General features: G+C 38.6%; 11 protein-coding genes. 1 reads left to right on the top strand and 10 read right to left on the bottom strand.

Annotation, left to right across the window (positions count from 1 at the left end):
- Window positions 1-9: 9 nt before the first annotated feature.
- From MTF67_RS08400 to miaE, 3 genes are all read right to left on the bottom strand, one after another.
- Entirely contained in the window at window positions 10-1923 is a 1914-nt protein-coding gene (locus tag MTF67_RS08400; protein ID WP_248519263.1) for a HAMP domain-containing sensor histidine kinase, read from the bottom strand.
- Window positions 1910-4135 (bottom strand): EAL domain-containing protein, encoded by a 2226-nt coding sequence (locus MTF67_RS08395; protein ID WP_248519262.1) that lies wholly within the window; start codon window positions 4133-4135, stop codon window positions 1910-1912. The genes MTF67_RS08400 and MTF67_RS08395 overlap by 14 nt, the downstream gene beginning before the upstream one ends.
- A gap of 161 nt (window positions 4136-4296) precedes the next feature.
- Entirely contained in the window at window positions 4297-5055 is a 759-nt protein-coding gene (miaE, locus tag MTF67_RS08390; RefSeq protein ID WP_010557196.1) for a tRNA isopentenyl-2-thiomethyl-A-37 hydroxylase MiaE, read from the bottom strand.
- A gap of 205 nt (window positions 5056-5260) precedes the next feature.
- Here miaE and MTF67_RS08385 point away from each other — a divergent pair, with 205 nt between their 5' ends.
- Window positions 5261-5860, top strand: coding sequence for a Yip1 family protein (locus MTF67_RS08385; protein ID WP_006793888.1), 600 nt, complete (start codon window positions 5261-5263; stop codon window positions 5858-5860).
- Window positions 5861-5950: 90 nt separating this feature from the next.
- On the opposite strand, the gene purF is transcribed toward MTF67_RS08385, so the two are convergent.
- From purF to MTF67_RS08350, 7 genes are all read right to left on the bottom strand, one after another.
- The gene (gene purF / locus MTF67_RS08380) at window positions 5951-7477 is read right to left on the bottom strand and encodes an amidophosphoribosyltransferase (RefSeq protein ID WP_010557197.1); all 1527 of its coding nucleotides are present in this window, start codon (window positions 7475-7477) and stop codon (window positions 5951-5953) included.
- Window positions 7478-7495: 18 nt separating this feature from the next.
- Window positions 7496-7990, bottom strand: a complete 495-nt coding sequence (locus MTF67_RS08375; protein ID WP_006793890.1) for a CvpA family protein — start codon at window positions 7988-7990, stop codon at window positions 7496-7498.
- Window positions 7991-8174: 184 nt separating this feature from the next.
- Window positions 8175-8864 carry an SPOR domain-containing protein gene (locus MTF67_RS08370; RefSeq protein WP_248519261.1) on the bottom strand — a complete coding sequence of 230 codons (690 nt, stop codon included), beginning with the start codon at window positions 8862-8864 and terminating at the stop codon, window positions 8175-8177.
- Window positions 8865-8875: 11 nt separating this feature from the next.
- On the bottom strand, window positions 8876-10141 hold the full coding sequence (folC, locus tag MTF67_RS08365; RefSeq protein WP_248519260.1) for a bifunctional tetrahydrofolate synthase/dihydrofolate synthase: 1266 nt from the start codon (window positions 10139-10141) through the stop codon (window positions 8876-8878).
- Window positions 10142-10165: 24 nt separating this feature from the next.
- Window positions 10166-11041: an acetyl-CoA carboxylase, carboxyltransferase subunit beta gene (gene accD / locus MTF67_RS08360; protein WP_008128641.1), complete on the bottom strand. Its 876-nt coding sequence runs from the start codon at window positions 11039-11041 to the stop codon at window positions 10166-10168.
- 150 nt (window positions 11042-11191) lie between these two features.
- The gene (gene truA / locus MTF67_RS08355) at window positions 11192-11986 is read right to left on the bottom strand and encodes a tRNA pseudouridine(38-40) synthase TruA (RefSeq protein ID WP_006793894.1); all 795 of its coding nucleotides are present in this window, start codon (window positions 11984-11986) and stop codon (window positions 11192-11194) included.
- A 154-nt stretch (window positions 11987-12140) separates the two neighbouring features.
- Window positions 12141-15670: FimV/HubP family polar landmark protein (locus tag MTF67_RS08350; protein WP_282447140.1), on the bottom strand; the 3530-nt coding region annotated here is incomplete at its 5' end.

Below are 15670 nucleotides of genomic sequence, written 5' to 3'. Positions count from 1 at the left end.
GGTACTCACTTAATTTTTAGGCAACGTAATTGTAAATCGAGTTTTAAATTTATCCTCCCATTGAGGATCAGACTCTAAAACCAATTGCCCTTTTAAAATTTTAGTGACCCATTGAGAAACCATATAAAGCCCAAGCCCTATGTTCCCTTTACCGCGCGCTGATGTATGAAAGGGCTCAAAAATAACAGATTGCTGCTGCTGATTAATCCCGCATCCGCTATCTGATACGCTAATATTAATGTGACCCTTATCATTTTTCTCAACCTTAATTTCAATCTCTCCAGATTGATTTTCTTCAAAAGCGTGGTTAAGCGCATTCATTATAAGGTTTTCAATAACCTGTGAAATAATCCCAGGGCGACTTTTAAGCGTGCAGCTATCATTAAACAAGGTTTTAATTTTAACCTTTGAGGTTTTTAATCGAGAGTTCAGCGTAATCAACAACTCTTTTATTATTGTTTCAATATTACATTCAATAAACTCTTCATTATTTCTATCTATAGCCATTTTTTTAAAGCTTTTTACAAGCACAGCAGCTTTATCTAGATTTACTCTGGCTAAGCCTAAATTATCGTCTAAGCTTGATACGCTGTTCTCTAGCAGAGACTTTGTTAAGCCAGTTTTTATACCTTCATTGAGGCGGCTCATCACCGACTCTGCATTAGTAACAGAAATAATAGCACCGCCTATAGGCGTATTCATCTCATGAGCTACACCCGCTACAAGCATACCTAATGAAGATAGTTTTTGCGCTTCAACAAAGCTGTCCTGCAAAAGTTGCTGCTGCCTAATGGTGTTTGAAAGTTGATTATTAACAGAATCCAGCTCCACCTTTTCAGTGCGTAACTGGTCAAATAAATCTTTTAGTGCTTTTGTATAGCAATATTCTCTATATAAAATAAAGCCACCAATGAATAAAAGAATAACACCGCTAATACCAGCATACCCTAGCGCCGCAAAGCGTATGTTATTTATCAATTTATCTTTACTTTTGATGTAAATATAAATGACTTCATTAAGAGTTTCATTATGCCTTTTTGAAAAAAGAGCGGGAAGCTTGTCTAATGTATAAATGTTTGAATCAAAATGTCTTACTGTATTTTCTTGTTGGTTTTGCATAGACTCCCAGAGCAATGGGTTATAAGTAGCAATTGTTAGCTCTGGCAATCCAAGCATAAACCCCCACTCTTTAGATTTATCATTGTTAAAAATCCAATATCCATCTTTGTTTACAATATTAATCTGAGCGTTTTCAGAAGAGTAATTTCTAATTTTCTGAAAAAAGTCAGATAAGTTAAAATTAATTATAATGAGACCATCAACTATATATTCGCTTGAGCTGGTTCGATAAGTAACTCTAATGGTGGGTTCGTATGGCTCAACTATTGAACCATACTCCATATTTAAATCAATTCTTGATAAAAACGAATCAGGTGCCTCTATCGATATACCTTGCCTAAAATAATAGCGCGATATTTTGTTTTGTAGTTCACTTTGCTCAATTACTTTAGCTTCTCCATCTTTGAAGTCGACCCTAAAGCGTTCGTTTCCTACAATATCAATCCACCGAATTTGCGAAATGATAGGCGATAATAACCCAAAATTAACGAAGTAATCATTTATGCTTCGTATGGATTCTCGGTCTCTAAACATATACCTGAGCTTATTGCCCCTTTTTAGGTTTTTGTTGTCTGCTAAAACTTGTGTTAGTTTTTTTATACTACTTAGCTCTTTTACAAACTCTGTCTGCACTAGAGATAGCTTGTCGTCTTGATAATCTTGAACAAGCGCAAGCCTTGATTGGTAAATTTGCCAATATACTAAAAAACTAATAACGCCAGCAGCAACCATAATAAACAATGCTTTAATATATATTTGTTTGTTATTTAAACTAACAGAAAGTTTACTATCAAACTTTTCCATATTGCTTTAACCATGTTGTTAAGTCTTTAAAAAATAGCGGTTTTGAAAAGTAATAACCTTGGGCTACATCACAACCTATTTTTTTAACCCATTCACACTGCTCTAGTGTTTCTACACCTTCAACAATAATCGAAAAATCAAATCGTTTGGCTAAGTTTACAATCATTTCTAGGATGTATTGGTTATTAGCATTACGCTCAATATCAGTTAAAAAACATCTATCTATTTTTAAAATATTTGCAGGTATCTCAGTTATGTGTGAAATAGATGAATAACCTGTTCCAAAGTCATCAATGCTTACTTTAATACCCAGCGCCATAAATTTATCTAACGACTCTCTAATTAAATCGTAATTACTGATCGCTTGAGTTTCAGTAATCTCTAGCTCAAGCATTTCTGGAGGTATATTGGCACCTTTTAACTTATGAAGAATTTTTTTACAGTAATCCGGGTCAACCAAATCAAAGGCAGATGCATTAAAAGCAATAGGCAGATTTACGCCTATATCACTTAACTTATGAATGCTCGAAATTATCTTATCGAAAATAACGCTGTCTAATTCACTAATTAAACCAGCTGTTTCAGCAAGTTCAATAAATACTTCTGGACTTACAAAACTTCCGTCTTCTAGTTGCCAACGAGCCAATGCTTCAAAGCCCACAGGGGTTAACGTTGCTAAGTCCATTTTCGGCTGTAAGGCTACTTGTAAAGTACCAGCACCAATTACTCTTCTTAATCGGGCCATTAAACTATATCGGTTAGTTAATGCTTCTGTTTTTTCTTGGGTATGCTTTATATATTTTAACGATGCATTATGGCTATCACTTAAGCTAGACTCAGCAATACTTATTATTTTTTCGGGTACAATGTTCAAAACAGAACTTAGCGCTAAATCAAGAATTCTCAAATCAGCATATTGTTTTACAGAGGTAATTATACATTTTTGCCTTATTAGGCTAGCTATCATTTCGTCAGTTATATCGAAGTTTGCGTTTATAAGTAATCCAAAGCTGCTGTTATTAATAATGGCAATACGCGCTGAATAACCATCAAAAATAGTCATTAAATTTTTATAAACTTCTCTTAATAGCTTTTGACAAAAATCGTGACCAAACGAAAAAGCTTTTTCTTCAAATTGCTCAACTTCAAAAACTAACAAACGTGTTTGGTACTGCTCGTGCAGGTTCATATTTTTTATTTCACGAGTGAGCCAGTTACGATTGTGCATGTTTAACGACACATCGGTATATGCAAGTTCAGTAAGCTTGTTAAGCAGTGCTATATTACTAAAGCCTGTGCTTACATTTTCACTGAATACTTTTAATAAATATTCATTTTGCTCTGATATCTCATTGTCCGACTGAACAATCGTTATATAGCTTTCCCCAGCTATTTCTTTGTTACAAAAATAAAATACCGTGTGGTGTTCAGAAAAAACGTGCCTTTTTTCATCTAAAGCTCGCTCAAAATCACTGTAGATTTGTGGAAGCAAAACCCTATCGTCAATAAGCTTTCCTTCAAACCCATCAAAACAACCATTAGCTGTCGAAATATGCGCTCTGATAATTTCGCCATCACTTTGAGTAGAGCACATAATCCCTCCTCCCTCAGTGACGTTTAAAATATTACTGATTTCTTCTAAAACAGCTTTAGAGAAAGATCCCATATCGTGTTTACTGTTTATGCTTCTTGAAGCATCTAAAACAAGTTGAAGACCTTTTCTGGCTGAAGATATTTGTGAAATGTATTTCCAAGTGCGTAAGTTGCTTGTAACAATAGATTGTAATTTTTCAGCAGAGACGTCTGATTTATTCCAATACTCGTCTATATCAAGCGTTTTCATTATTTGCTGTTCGGGAGCAAAGCCTGGTTGACCTGTAAGTAAAACAATACGCATGTCTGCGTTACCAATCACCTCTCTTATAGTACTTACAAGCCTGAGACCTGAGTCATCATCTTCCATTACAACATCTATAAAAGTGAGCGCTATATCTGGATGTAAACTGAGCACTAAAGCTGCTTGTGAAACCGAGTTAGCTGTGAGAACTTCTATTTCACAATTATCCTCTGGTCTCATTTCTTTTAAGCTGTTGGTTAAAGCATGCTGATAATTTATATCGTCCTCAACAGTGAGCACTTTTATTTTTTTTATTGTTGAGCTGTCTTCTTCAAGCTCCTCATCAAATACAAACAGACTGTTGTTATCGGACATCCTACACCGCCTATATAAAAAATATACAACTAAATTTAATAGATATAGTTCATAAATTTGTATGTAACTATTTACTATATATAGTAGAAGGCGATTTAAGTTTGGTCTAATTTTTAGTGCTTTATCTCATCAGTTATGCAAAAAATAAAGCACTGGGGGGATTATGCTGGAGTACCACTATGAAATTTGAAGTCTTCATCTGCCGATACAATAAGTTCAGCTTCAATTTCACCAAATTCCTTAACCCTTTGCGTAATATCAAAATCGGCAATTTCTTGCGCCAAGGCTAGATAATCTTGATAATGACGTGCCTCTGAGCGCAGTAGCGAAATATAAAAATCACCTAGACGTTTATCTACATGGGGCGCCAACTTTGCAAAACGCTCACACGAGCGTGCCTCAATGTAAGCACCTACAATTAATTTGTCGACAAGTGCATTTGGCTCGAATGTTTTTACATTTCGTAACATCCCTTTAGCGTAACGACATGGTGTAATACTTTGGTACTCTACACCGTACTCATCCATTATTTCTAAAACTTGGTAAAAGTGATGTAACTCTTCTTTTATGAGCAACACCATTTTGTCAATTAAGTCTTGCCCGTAAGGAGAGTTAGACTTGGGAATGATTGATTTAGTGAGCTTGTTTTTTGCTGCTAAATCACGCCAGTTACCTTCACGTTTATAAATAAGTGTTTCGAATGGTTTAAGCCAGGCTAAAAGTGCATCACCGCTTTCTTTATCTACTGCATACTTACGAATTAAAAACATTGCTGACTGAGCTGCTTTTAACTCACAAATTAAGTGATCTATTAAAATAACTGACAGATTTTCTTTTTTGATTGCTTTATCTACCCACTGAGTCGGTGTTTTGCACAATAAAAAGTCATGAATAGGCTCTAACAGCTGGCTATGTGACACGTTTGATACTCGTTGCTAATTAAAATTAAAGAACCTGTATTTTAACACGAATTCACGGTTTGATTAAATCAAAGCCAGCTTCATTTATTTGTTAAAAATTAGTTAACTTGACTTTGTACACTATGTGGCCCATAACTGTAAATGAACTGTATAAAAAACACACCGTAACAAAAACAATAATACCTTCCTAAACGGAGTACACACTATGATATTAAACCACCTATGGGGCTTATACGCTCACCCACTTGAAGAGTGGCAAACAATTGATAACCGACACGAAAGCCTGACCTACAGCTTGTCACATATTTTACTCATTGCTTTGTTTCCATCAATAATGGGGTATTACTCGTCTGTTTACTTGGGCTGGAGCATTGGCACTGGTGGTCTAGTATTTTTAACACATGAGAGCGCGCTATTAATAGCTATAGCCATGTATGTAGCTTTAATTATAGGTGTATTTGCACTTGCCTATTTAGCCCATTGGATGGCCGTTACTTTTGGCTCTAAACCCACCTTTACTCAAACGCTTGAACTAGCGGCTTACACAGCAACACCGGTATTTATGTCTGCGCTTGCCGCTTTTTGGCCTGTACTTTGGTTTGTTGTATGTGCTGGTATTGTTGCACTAGCCTACTCGGTTTATTTACTTTATACCGGAGTACCTATACTCATGCACATACCTGAAGAACGTGGTTTTATTTATGCAAGCTCGGTCGTTACTTGTGGGCTTATCCTACTAGTCATCATATTAGCTGCCACTGCGATTCTTTGGACAAATGGCATTGTAAGCCCCATGTTCACATAATAAATTTTAAGTAACTCGATTAAGTAATATTCAACCAACAAAAAAGGAGCTAATTAGCTCCTTTTCTAAAATAAAAAATACTCGAAAGTATTAATCAGTCTCGTTTTCTTCTTGGTTATGTATCTCTAACCCTGATGACATCGCTGTTTCGCGTGTGCTTTTAGCTGTATCGTTTCTCAGTTTATCTATTCGGTTTAAATAGTTTTGATCTATGTCGCCTGTTATATATTGCCCGTCAAACACAGAAGTTTCAAATTGAGTTATTTCTGGATTTTCTTGGCTTACAGCGGCCATTAAATCTGTTAATGACTGAAAAATCAATCCGTCAGAACCAATACTTGCGTTTATATCTTCAACCTCACGGCCATGCGCAATAAGTTCAGCTGCCGATGGCATATCTATACCATAAACATTTGGAAAGCGTATTTCAGGAGCTGCTGAGGCAAAATATACATTTTTAGCACCAGACTCTCGCGCCATTTCCACAATTTGCGCAGATGTAGTACCGCGCACTATTGAATCGTCAACAAGTAATACATTTTTACCTTTAAATTCACGATCAATTGCGTTTAGCTTTTGACGCACTGACTTTTTACGCATTTCTTGACCAGGCATGATAAACGTACGGCCAATGTAACGATTTTTAACAAAGCCTTGGCGGTACGGTAAATCAAGTACACGAGCAATTTCAAGCGCGACATCACACGAAGTTTCTGGAATAGGAATGACAACATCAATGTCTTTATCTGCCCACTCACGTGCTATTTTTTCACCCAGTTTGGTACCCATGTTTACGCGTGTTGCATAAACCGACATTCTGTCTATTGTTGAGTCTGGACGAGCAAAATAAACAAATTCAAAAATACAAGGCGAGTAAGACACTTTATCTGCACAATTTAATGAGTGAAACTGTCCATCTTCCGTCACAAAAATAGCTTCACCTGGGGCTACATCGCGAATAAACTCAAAGCCATCAGGTTTTAGTGCTACACTTTCTGAGGCAAACATGTATTCCGTGCCTTTTTCAGTCTCGCGTTTACCAAAAACAAGAGGGCGAATACCGTTAGGATCACGAAACGCTACAACGCCGTGACCGATAATCATAGCAATAGCTGCATAGCCACCCGTTACTTTTTTGTTTACCTCAGCAACAGCTGTGAACACATCTTCAGGGTCTAGGTGCAACTTGTCTGAGCGACTAAGCTCATGTGCCATAATATTCAGCAATATCTCAGAATCAGACGTTGTATTAACATGTCGACGTGCTTCTGAAAATAACTGTTCTTTTAGTTCTTCAGCATTTGTAAGGTTTCCATTATGCGCAAGGGCGATACCAAATGGTGAGTTTACATAAAAAGGCTGTGCCTCAGATGAACTAGAAGAGCCTGCTGTTGGATAACGTACATGGCCAATACCAATGGTACCTTGTAGTCGCTTCATGTGACGTGTGTGAAATACATCTTTCACTAGGCCGTTTGCTTTACGTAAGCTAAACGTATTATTTTCAATGGTAATTATTCCCGCGGCGTCTTGCCCACGATGCTGCAAAACAGTTAAGCCATCATATATCGCCTGATTCACAGGAGACGTTCCGACTATTCCAACGATACCACACATGTAATTTATCCTCGCCGATTAACGGTTTACTGAATTTAAAAAGCTGGAATTGTTTTCAAGGTACGAAAAAAACCATTCAACAACAAAGCCAAATTCTGGAATCAAAATAGAATTACCCCACCAGTGCGTATTAGGTGCACCAGTAAAAGCATCAAGAAAGAAGAGTAACGCGCTCACGACCAACACGCCTCGTAGAGCACCAAACACTATGCCAAAGACACGGTCAGTACCCGATAAGCCAGTACGAAGTACAAGCTGACCTAAAATATAGTTTAGTAAACCGCCTAACAGGAGCGTCGCAAAGAAGAGTATGGCAATGGCCGCCGCATTTCTTAAAAGGGGTTCAGAAATGCTTGTTAGGAAGGAAGCTAAATATTGGTAAAATAAACTTGAGATGATAAACGCGCCTGCCCATACCGCTAATGACATAGCTTCTTTTACAAAGCCGCGTATTAAACCGATGATGGTAGACAGTGCAATGATGCCAAGAATGGCGTAATCAACCCAGATCATAATAACCAATTAGTCGCTATTTTGGGGCGCATTCTATACCCAAACATCCTCAGTATGCAAGTTTAAACGGGAGATAACCGCAGCCAAACTGAAACATTTAATTAACATTCTAGTGGTTAATAAATTGGCCTAAGTAATTGTGTAACATCAAAGAAAAAGGCCTTATTGTTTAAGGCCTTTTTAATTAGTTAGTTACTTCGTATTGGGTTATTTTACCGTTAAGCTTAGTAAGCTTTTTAAGTTCTGGTAATTGCTTTTCCAACTCAGTTTTATCAAGTGACGGACCAACAAATACTTTTGTTAGCGTTCCGTTGGGTGTTTTTATAGGTTTAGTAAACGTATTAAACCCTTTTGAAGTTAATTTAGCCTGTAATGCTTTAACATTTGCAGCATGAGAAAAACTACCTAACTGCACCACATAGGCCATATCAGTTAGGTTTTCATCACTTTTACGCGGCGTAATAGGCTTAGGTGCCTCTTTAACTACTTTTTCGGGAACCTTAGTCTCTTCTTCCGCTTTAGCAACTTGCGGTTCAGCAATATCAGTTTTTGTAGCTTTAGGTATAACTGACGCTTCAACTATTTTCTCTTCGCTAGCAAAGCTGCTTTGTGAAATAGTATCGTCTTGCTCTAAAACGTCATCATCAGGAGAAATATCTTCAATGTTATCTTGCTTTAACGGCTCAGCTATAGCTACTTGATCATTAATTGAGTCTTGCAAGTCAATCGTTTTGAACTCAGGTCGCTCTGGGATCGCTTTAAAGCCTTCCTTGTAATGCACTTTTTCGCCATCAAGTATGTTTGGGATAAACACAATTGCTGCGATCACCACAATACTTGTTCCAACTAAGCGATTTATAAAACTTGAGTTCACCGATATCCTCTCTATTTTTTAAAATAATTAATAGCATCTGCTACTGTAAAAAATGAACCAAATACAATTAAAATAACATTGTCTTGTTGCTTAGGTAAAATAACACTCAGTGCTCGTTCAACGCTTTCAAAGGTTTGTACCTTGTCGTGAGTAGATAAGCTTTGTAGGGCTTCTTTTAGGTTATTAGCACTATCACCACGAGGGCCGCCTAAGCTAGCAAGAAACCAATCATCGACAAGATGGGTTAGCTCTTTTAGCACCGCAGCTTTATCTTTATCAGCAAGCATAGCGGCTAATGCGTGAACTTTAAAGCCTTTATCTTTGTAGCTTAATAACTTATTGGCTAAATAGCGAGCTGATTCTGGATTGTGAGCGACGTCTGTAAATACCAATGGCTCTGTGCTTAATTGTTCAAAACGCCCTTCCACCACCAAGTTAGCTAAGCAATTTTTTATTACATCAACATTGGGTAATAAATTTAAAACGCTTAGCACTGTTAGAGCAGTCGCTGCATTTTGCGCGGGTATTGCAGGCTTATTGAGTGTCAGGTTATGTTTTTCAAACTGCCAATTAAACGTTTTGTCGTGCTCTTTAAATATAAAGTCAGTGCCTGATAATGTCATATTGGCACTAATCTCGTTACCGTAATCAATCATTGTATGCGGGATACTTAAGTCCCCGATGATAGCGGGGGTATCTTTGCGGAATATACCTGCTTTATCGTACGCCACCAGCTCTCGGGTATCGCCAAGGTATTCTTTGTGGTCTAAATCGATGGTTGTAATCACACTTGCGTATGGCGTTACTATATTTGTTGCATCAAAACGCCCGCCTAAGCCAACTTCTAATAATACATAATCTACTTCAAAGCGCTTAAAAATAGCCAGTGCCCCCAAGGTACCGTACTCAAAATACGTAAGCGGTGTGCTACCCCGGCCTTGCTCTAGCGTGTTGAAGGCATCAACATGGTATTGATCATCAAGCTCTTGACCCTTTATGCGAACACGTTCGTTATATCGAATTAAATGAGGAGAGGCGTAAGTACCTACGCTGTAACCTTGCGCAAGTAGTAGCGATTCTAAACAGCGCGCAGTCGTGCCTTTGCCGTTTGTGCCGCCAATAAGAATAATTTTGCTGGAAGTGTTTAATAAGCCAATGTTGTTGGCAACAGTAGCAACGCGTTCAAGCCCCATTTCAATGTTGGCTGGGTGAACACTTTCTAAATAAAAAAGCCAATCATCAAGGCTTGATGATTGGCTAGGGATTGTTTTTGTCATAGCATAAATCAGAAAAGCTTAAATTTACGCTACTCTATGCTCTTGTTCAGTAGAAGGCAAGTTCATAAATTTAGCAAGCACACGTGCTAACGTATCACGCATTTCACGGCGGTCAACAATCATGTCTATTGCACCGTGCTCAAGTAAAAACTCACTACGCTGAAAACCTTCTGGTAAGGTTTCGCGAACTGTTTGTTCTATTACTCGCGGGCCAGCAAAGCCAATTAAGGCTTTTGGTTCAGCAACGTTGATATCACCTAGCATTGCTAATGAAGCCGATACACCACCCATTGTTGGGTCGGTCATTACCGAAATAAATGGCAATCCTTTTTCGCTCATTTTAGCAAGTGCAGCACTGGTTTTGGCCATTTGCATAAGCGACATAAGCGCTTCTTGCATACGGGCACCACCTGAGGCAGAAAAACACACTAATGGCATGTTGTGCTCTAAACATTGGTCTACGGCATCAACAAACCGTGCGCCAACAACCGAAGCCATTGAACCACCCATAAATGAGAATTCAAAAGCAACCGCAGCAACAGGAATACCTTTTAAGCGGCCCTTCATTGCAACTAGCGCGTCTTTTTCGCCACTTGATTTTTGGGCTGCGCTAATACGGTCTGAGTATTTTTTAGAGTCTTTAAACTTTAATACATCTTTAGGCTCGTGCTCAGTACCAAGCTCCGTGCGGTCACCTTCATCTAAAAAGTGCTCTAAACGTTTACGGCCGCTCACACGCATGTGATGGTCGCATTTAGGACATACGTTTAATGATTTTTCTAGTTCAGCTTTATATAAAATTGAATCGCAAGCTGTACATTTAGCCCAAACGCCTTCTGGAATTTCTTTACGACCTGACGACTTAGTCGTTTTAGGTAAGATTTTTTCTAACCAACTCATTTGCAACTCTCTTAATGCTGTTCTGTGTCGCGAGTCTGCTAATAAGTAGCAGACAGATTTTTTCAATTAAAACATGAATTACACAAACACGGTATAAAAAACTGGTCTTAGTAGTTAGAGGAAATTAAATTTAGCGATTAATAATTCTAACTAAATATCAACATCAGGCAAAAATAATGGGCCTAATGGTGTTTTAGGGATATTAAAGTGTTCTGGGTAATCAACATCGACTAAATACAAACCAGCTGCTTTAGCGGTTGCACTCGCTTTAGCACGCTCTTTTAAATCTAATAGCTCTTTTAACCATACAGGTTGGTGCTTGTGTAGGCCTATATCCATTAAACAACCGGTTATATTACGCACCATATGATGCAAAAATGCATTTGCCTTAATATCAATTACAACGTAATCACCCTGGCGCTGTACAGATAAGTGATGAATTGTACGTTTGGCGGTATTAGCTTGGCAGTGTAATGCTCTGAATGATGTAAAGTCATGCTCACCAATTAAATGCTGACACGCCTCTTGCATCACCTTTTCATCTAGCTTGTGATGGAAATGAGTAACACCTTCGTTCATGACAGCTCCACGGTATGGATAGTTATAAATAACGTAACGATACCTTCTTGCAGTTGCACTAAAACGTGCATGAAAGTCTTCTACAACAGGCTGAGCAAATCGAATAGCAATATCTTTAGGTAGCAAAGTGTTCATACCCATAGTAAACGCGACCATTTCACGAGATGCATTGGTTTCAAAATGAACAACTTGGCCTGTTCCATGCACTCCTGCGTCAGTTCGCCCTGCACACACAATTTCAACTGGGTGGTTACAGATACTCGACAGCGCCTTTTCTACTTCTTGTTGTACGCTATTTACGTGCGATTGACGCTGCCAACCACTATAACGTGCGCCATTATATTCAACCCCAAGTGCTACTCGCATATTTATCGTTTACCTACTGTACTAATTAACGGCGCATTTTATGCTATCTCGCGGCGCAATAAAAGCGACCGTGATGTAATCATATAAAAACAATAAAAAACCCATAATCAGCATCACCAATTATGGGTTTATCGTATTTAAATTAACACAAAAGCTATTGTTGTAATTTTGCTTGCAAACTAAGCGCTTCTTCTTGAACTTCTTCAGGCCCTTTTGCTATTACGTCTTCAATCACTTTAAGCGCGGAATCGAAGTCGTCAATTTCAATATAGGCACGTGCTAAATCCAACTTAGCGGAATAACCTCCACTCTCGGCATCAACGTCTGTTGGATTATCACCAGCAAGCAATGCATCAAACTCACTTAAACCTAAATCTATATTTACGTCATTGTAAGGCTCATGCTCAAGTTCAGCATCGTCACTTTGCTCAAGTAATGAGTCAATATCTACAAAATCGTCTTCACCTAAAGGTTTTGCGTCTTCAGCTTCAGGGACAGGCTCTTTATGATTAAACACTTCTTCATCAACTAAGTCTTCTTTCAATAAAGAATCAAAGTCAACATCAAACTCGCTGCTATCTTCTATAGCAAGTTCATCGGGAGCGGCTAACTCATTGAGCAATGAATCGAAATCGGTTTCACTTAAATCAGCCATAAATTCATCATCAAGTACTTCATCTGATACAAGGTTAGTATCACCCTGAGAGTCAACTTGAGTTAGTTCAGCTTCACGATCAACATTAGTTTGTTCATTTATTTCATCGTCCGATTCACTTATAAATGCTGGATTGTCTAGCCCAACGCTGCTATCAGGCGCTAAATAGTCCGCATCAGCGTTATTCGACTCTGAGAGTAAATCATCAAGTGTGTCATCGCTTAAGTCGTTAAGATTGTCGAGCTCACCATCTAGTTCATTAAATTCATCAATTAACAGGTCGTCATTAAAGTTAGTTCCCGCGCTGTCTATATCATCTTCAGCTGAATTTTGATTATCAGCTTCGTTGTCATTAAGCTCTGGAGTTAACGCATCGTCACTGGTTATTTCACTATCATCTTCACCTGAACCTGAGAAATCAGCACCATTACTCGGTCTATTAGGAAGTAGCTCTTCAACTTCTTCTGCTGAAACCGCATCATCGTTAACTTGAGCAATTGATCTCTCAACCTCGTCATTGATTTCAAGCTCAGCATCTAGTTCATCTAGTTCATCTAGTTCATCTAGTTCATCTAGTTCATCATCAACAGTTTGCTCGATACCTAAATCAGATGATTCAAGCTCTTCACTATTAGGTAAATCAGTGCCTGTTTCTGCTAAATCGTTTTGTGAATATTCAAGGTTTTCGTCTAAAATTTGGCTTTCATCAGTAGCTTCAGGCGCTGATACTTCAGTCTCGTCATTAGCTTCTAGCACTAACTCTGATTCATCAAACTCATTATCAATTAATGGTTCATTATCAAAGTCATCTTCTAGGCTATCTAAATCAAAATTTGATGAAAGTGCTTGCGATAGTTCTTGCTCTGTTTGGCTTGGTGATAATTCTGGTTCATGCTCAATGTCGACTTCCTGAGCAATCGCACTGCCGCCATCATCTAAATCTTGTTCAAATTCTTTAGTATCCGTTCTCTCAATGTCGTTTTGGGGCGTTTCTAAAACTTGCTCTTCAACGCCTTCGACACCCACTGAATCAAACTCTAAATCAGCGCCTAGTAATGAATCTTCGCCAGTATCCTCTGGGACTAAAACGTTGGCTTCTTCATTAATTTCAGGCTCTAAATTTGATTCATCGAACTCGCTATCAATTAATGGCTCATCATCAAAATCATCTTCTAAGCTATCTAAATCAATATTTGATGAGAGCGCTTGCGATAGTTCTTGCTCTGTTTGACTTGGTGATAGTTCTGGCTCTAGGCCTGCATCTAAAGTTTCATCAATTGTGGTATCACTAACAACTTCATCTAAATTTAATCCATCTAGCTCTTCATCGTTATCAGTATCACCATCTGGCGTCTCTGAAACAAGCTCCTCAAAGTCTTCTGCATTGACAGAATCAAATTCTAAGTCGGCGTCTAACCCTGCTAAATCAACCTGTGAATCATCAAAGTCCTCTTGCGATAACAATGCTTCATCTGTAATTTCTGGTAGTGGTTCTTCACTTTCTGAATTAGTATCAAGTCCAGAATCTGACTGTTCAAACTCACTATCGATTAACGGCTCATCGTCAAAGTCATCTTCTAGGCTATTTAAATCAATACTTGATGAGAGCGCTTGTGATAATTCTTGCTCTGTTTGACTTGGTGATAGTTCTGAATCAAGTTCTTCATCAGCCAGCACATCGATATCATTATCCGAAAAATCTGAAACCTCTTCTGCAAACTCTCCGTCATCATCTAATTCATTATGCTCTTCTTTTGTCGCGAATTCTTTAGCATCGCCTACCGCCAATAGCTCATTGTCATCAATTATTGGGGCTTCATCAAAATCAGCAGTGGCATGGGGCTCATCATCAAGTTCCTCGTCAAAGTTACCCAAGTCTGCGCCCTTAGAAATAGAGTCAGCTAAATCTTTTTCTGTTTGACTAACAACATTTTCACCTTCATTGCTAGTAGACTCTTGCGTTTCAGCCCCTTGATCTTCAGCTATTTCTAACTCAGGGTAATCGTCTAACTCTTCACTAGGCGTTATTGATTCTGTTTCTAGTAATTCATCCTCAAGGGATAAATCAGAATCTGTGTCTTCTGCTAATGGATCATCACCTAGATCAACTTCAACCTCTTCAATTTCATCGTCCAGATCATCAAGTGTCCAATCAGGGCTTTCTACGTATTCTGAGTCTTCTGGTTGTTGTAATTCATTTAAGAGTTCGTCTACACTTTGCAACGCATCATCGTTATATTCATCCAGTAAATCTTCTGGATCTAAAAGCGTGTCTGATGTGTCTGTAAAATCATCGGCCCCAAAGTCTTCAAGCACTTCATTAGGCTCTAGCTCTTCTTCAAGCTCTGGCTCCTCTAAAAGCTCTGGCTCCTCTAAAAGCTCTGGCTCTTCTACAAGCTCTGGCTCTTCTTCAATCTCTGGCTCTTCTGCAAGCTCTGGCATCTCTGCAAGCTCTGGCTCTTCTTCAAGCTCTGGCTCTTCTTCAAGCTCAGGCTCTTCTACAAGCTCTGGCTCATCTTCAAGCTCTGGCTCTTCTTCAAGCTCTGATTCTTCTTTAAGCTCTGGCTCTTCTTCAAGCTCAGGCTCCTCTTCAAGCTCAGGCTCTTCTGCAAGCTCTGGCTCTTCTTCAAGCTCTGGCTCTTCTTTAAGCTCGGGCTCCTCTACAAGCTCTGGCTCATCTTCAGACTCATTCTCCGATTCAGATTCATCAATCAAAGCTGAAGCTAAAGATTCGACATCATCAACATTTAACTCTTCTTGTGCATCAGCTAAATCATCGACAGAACCGGCCAAAGCAGTATCAATGTCATCGTTTTCTTCGACTAACGACTCTGTTAGCGTTTCATTAGCTGAATCGTCATCTGCTTCATCAATTAAGCTGTCGATGTCATCCAAATCAAAGTCATCGCTTTCTTCAACTAACGACTCTGTAAGCGTTTCATTAACTGAACCTTCATCTGCTTCATCAATTAAGCTGTCGATATCGTCCAAATCAAAGTCATCGCTTTCTTCAACTAACTCATCAGTTT

This window comes from Pseudoalteromonas sp. 2CM32C (assembly GCF_023161925.1).
GTDB lineage: Bacteria > Pseudomonadota > Gammaproteobacteria > Enterobacterales > Alteromonadaceae > Pseudoalteromonas > Pseudoalteromonas marina.
This window is presented reverse-complemented; position numbering and strand designations above follow the sequence as displayed.

Excerpts from the sequence above, each read along its gene's own strand:
- MTF67_RS08400 (WP_248519263.1), bottom strand. The coding sequence starts at position 1,923 with ATGGAAAAGTTTGATAGTAAACTTTCTGTTAGTTTAAATAACAAACAA.
- MTF67_RS08395 (WP_248519262.1), bottom strand. The coding sequence starts at position 4,135 with ATGTCCGATAACAACAGTCTGTTTGTATTTGATGAGGAGCTTGAAGAA.
- MTF67_RS08385 (WP_006793888.1), top strand. The coding sequence starts at position 5,261 with ATGATATTAAACCACCTATGGGGCTTATACGCTCACCCACTTGAAGAG.
- purF (WP_010557197.1), bottom strand. The coding sequence starts at position 7,477 with ATGTGTGGTATCGTTGGAATAGTCGGAACGTCTCCTGTGAATCAGGCG.
- MTF67_RS08375 (WP_006793890.1), bottom strand. The coding sequence starts at position 7,990 with ATGATCTGGGTTGATTACGCCATTCTTGGCATCATTGCACTGTCTACC.
- folC (WP_248519260.1), bottom strand. The coding sequence starts at position 10,141 with ATGACAAAAACAATCCCTAGCCAATCATCAAGCCTTGATGATTGGCTT.
- accD (WP_008128641.1), bottom strand. The coding sequence starts at position 11,041 with ATGAGTTGGTTAGAAAAAATCTTACCTAAAACGACTAAGTCGTCAGGT.
- truA (WP_006793894.1), bottom strand. The coding sequence starts at position 11,986 with ATGCGAGTAGCACTTGGGGTTGAATATAATGGCGCACGTTATAGTGGT.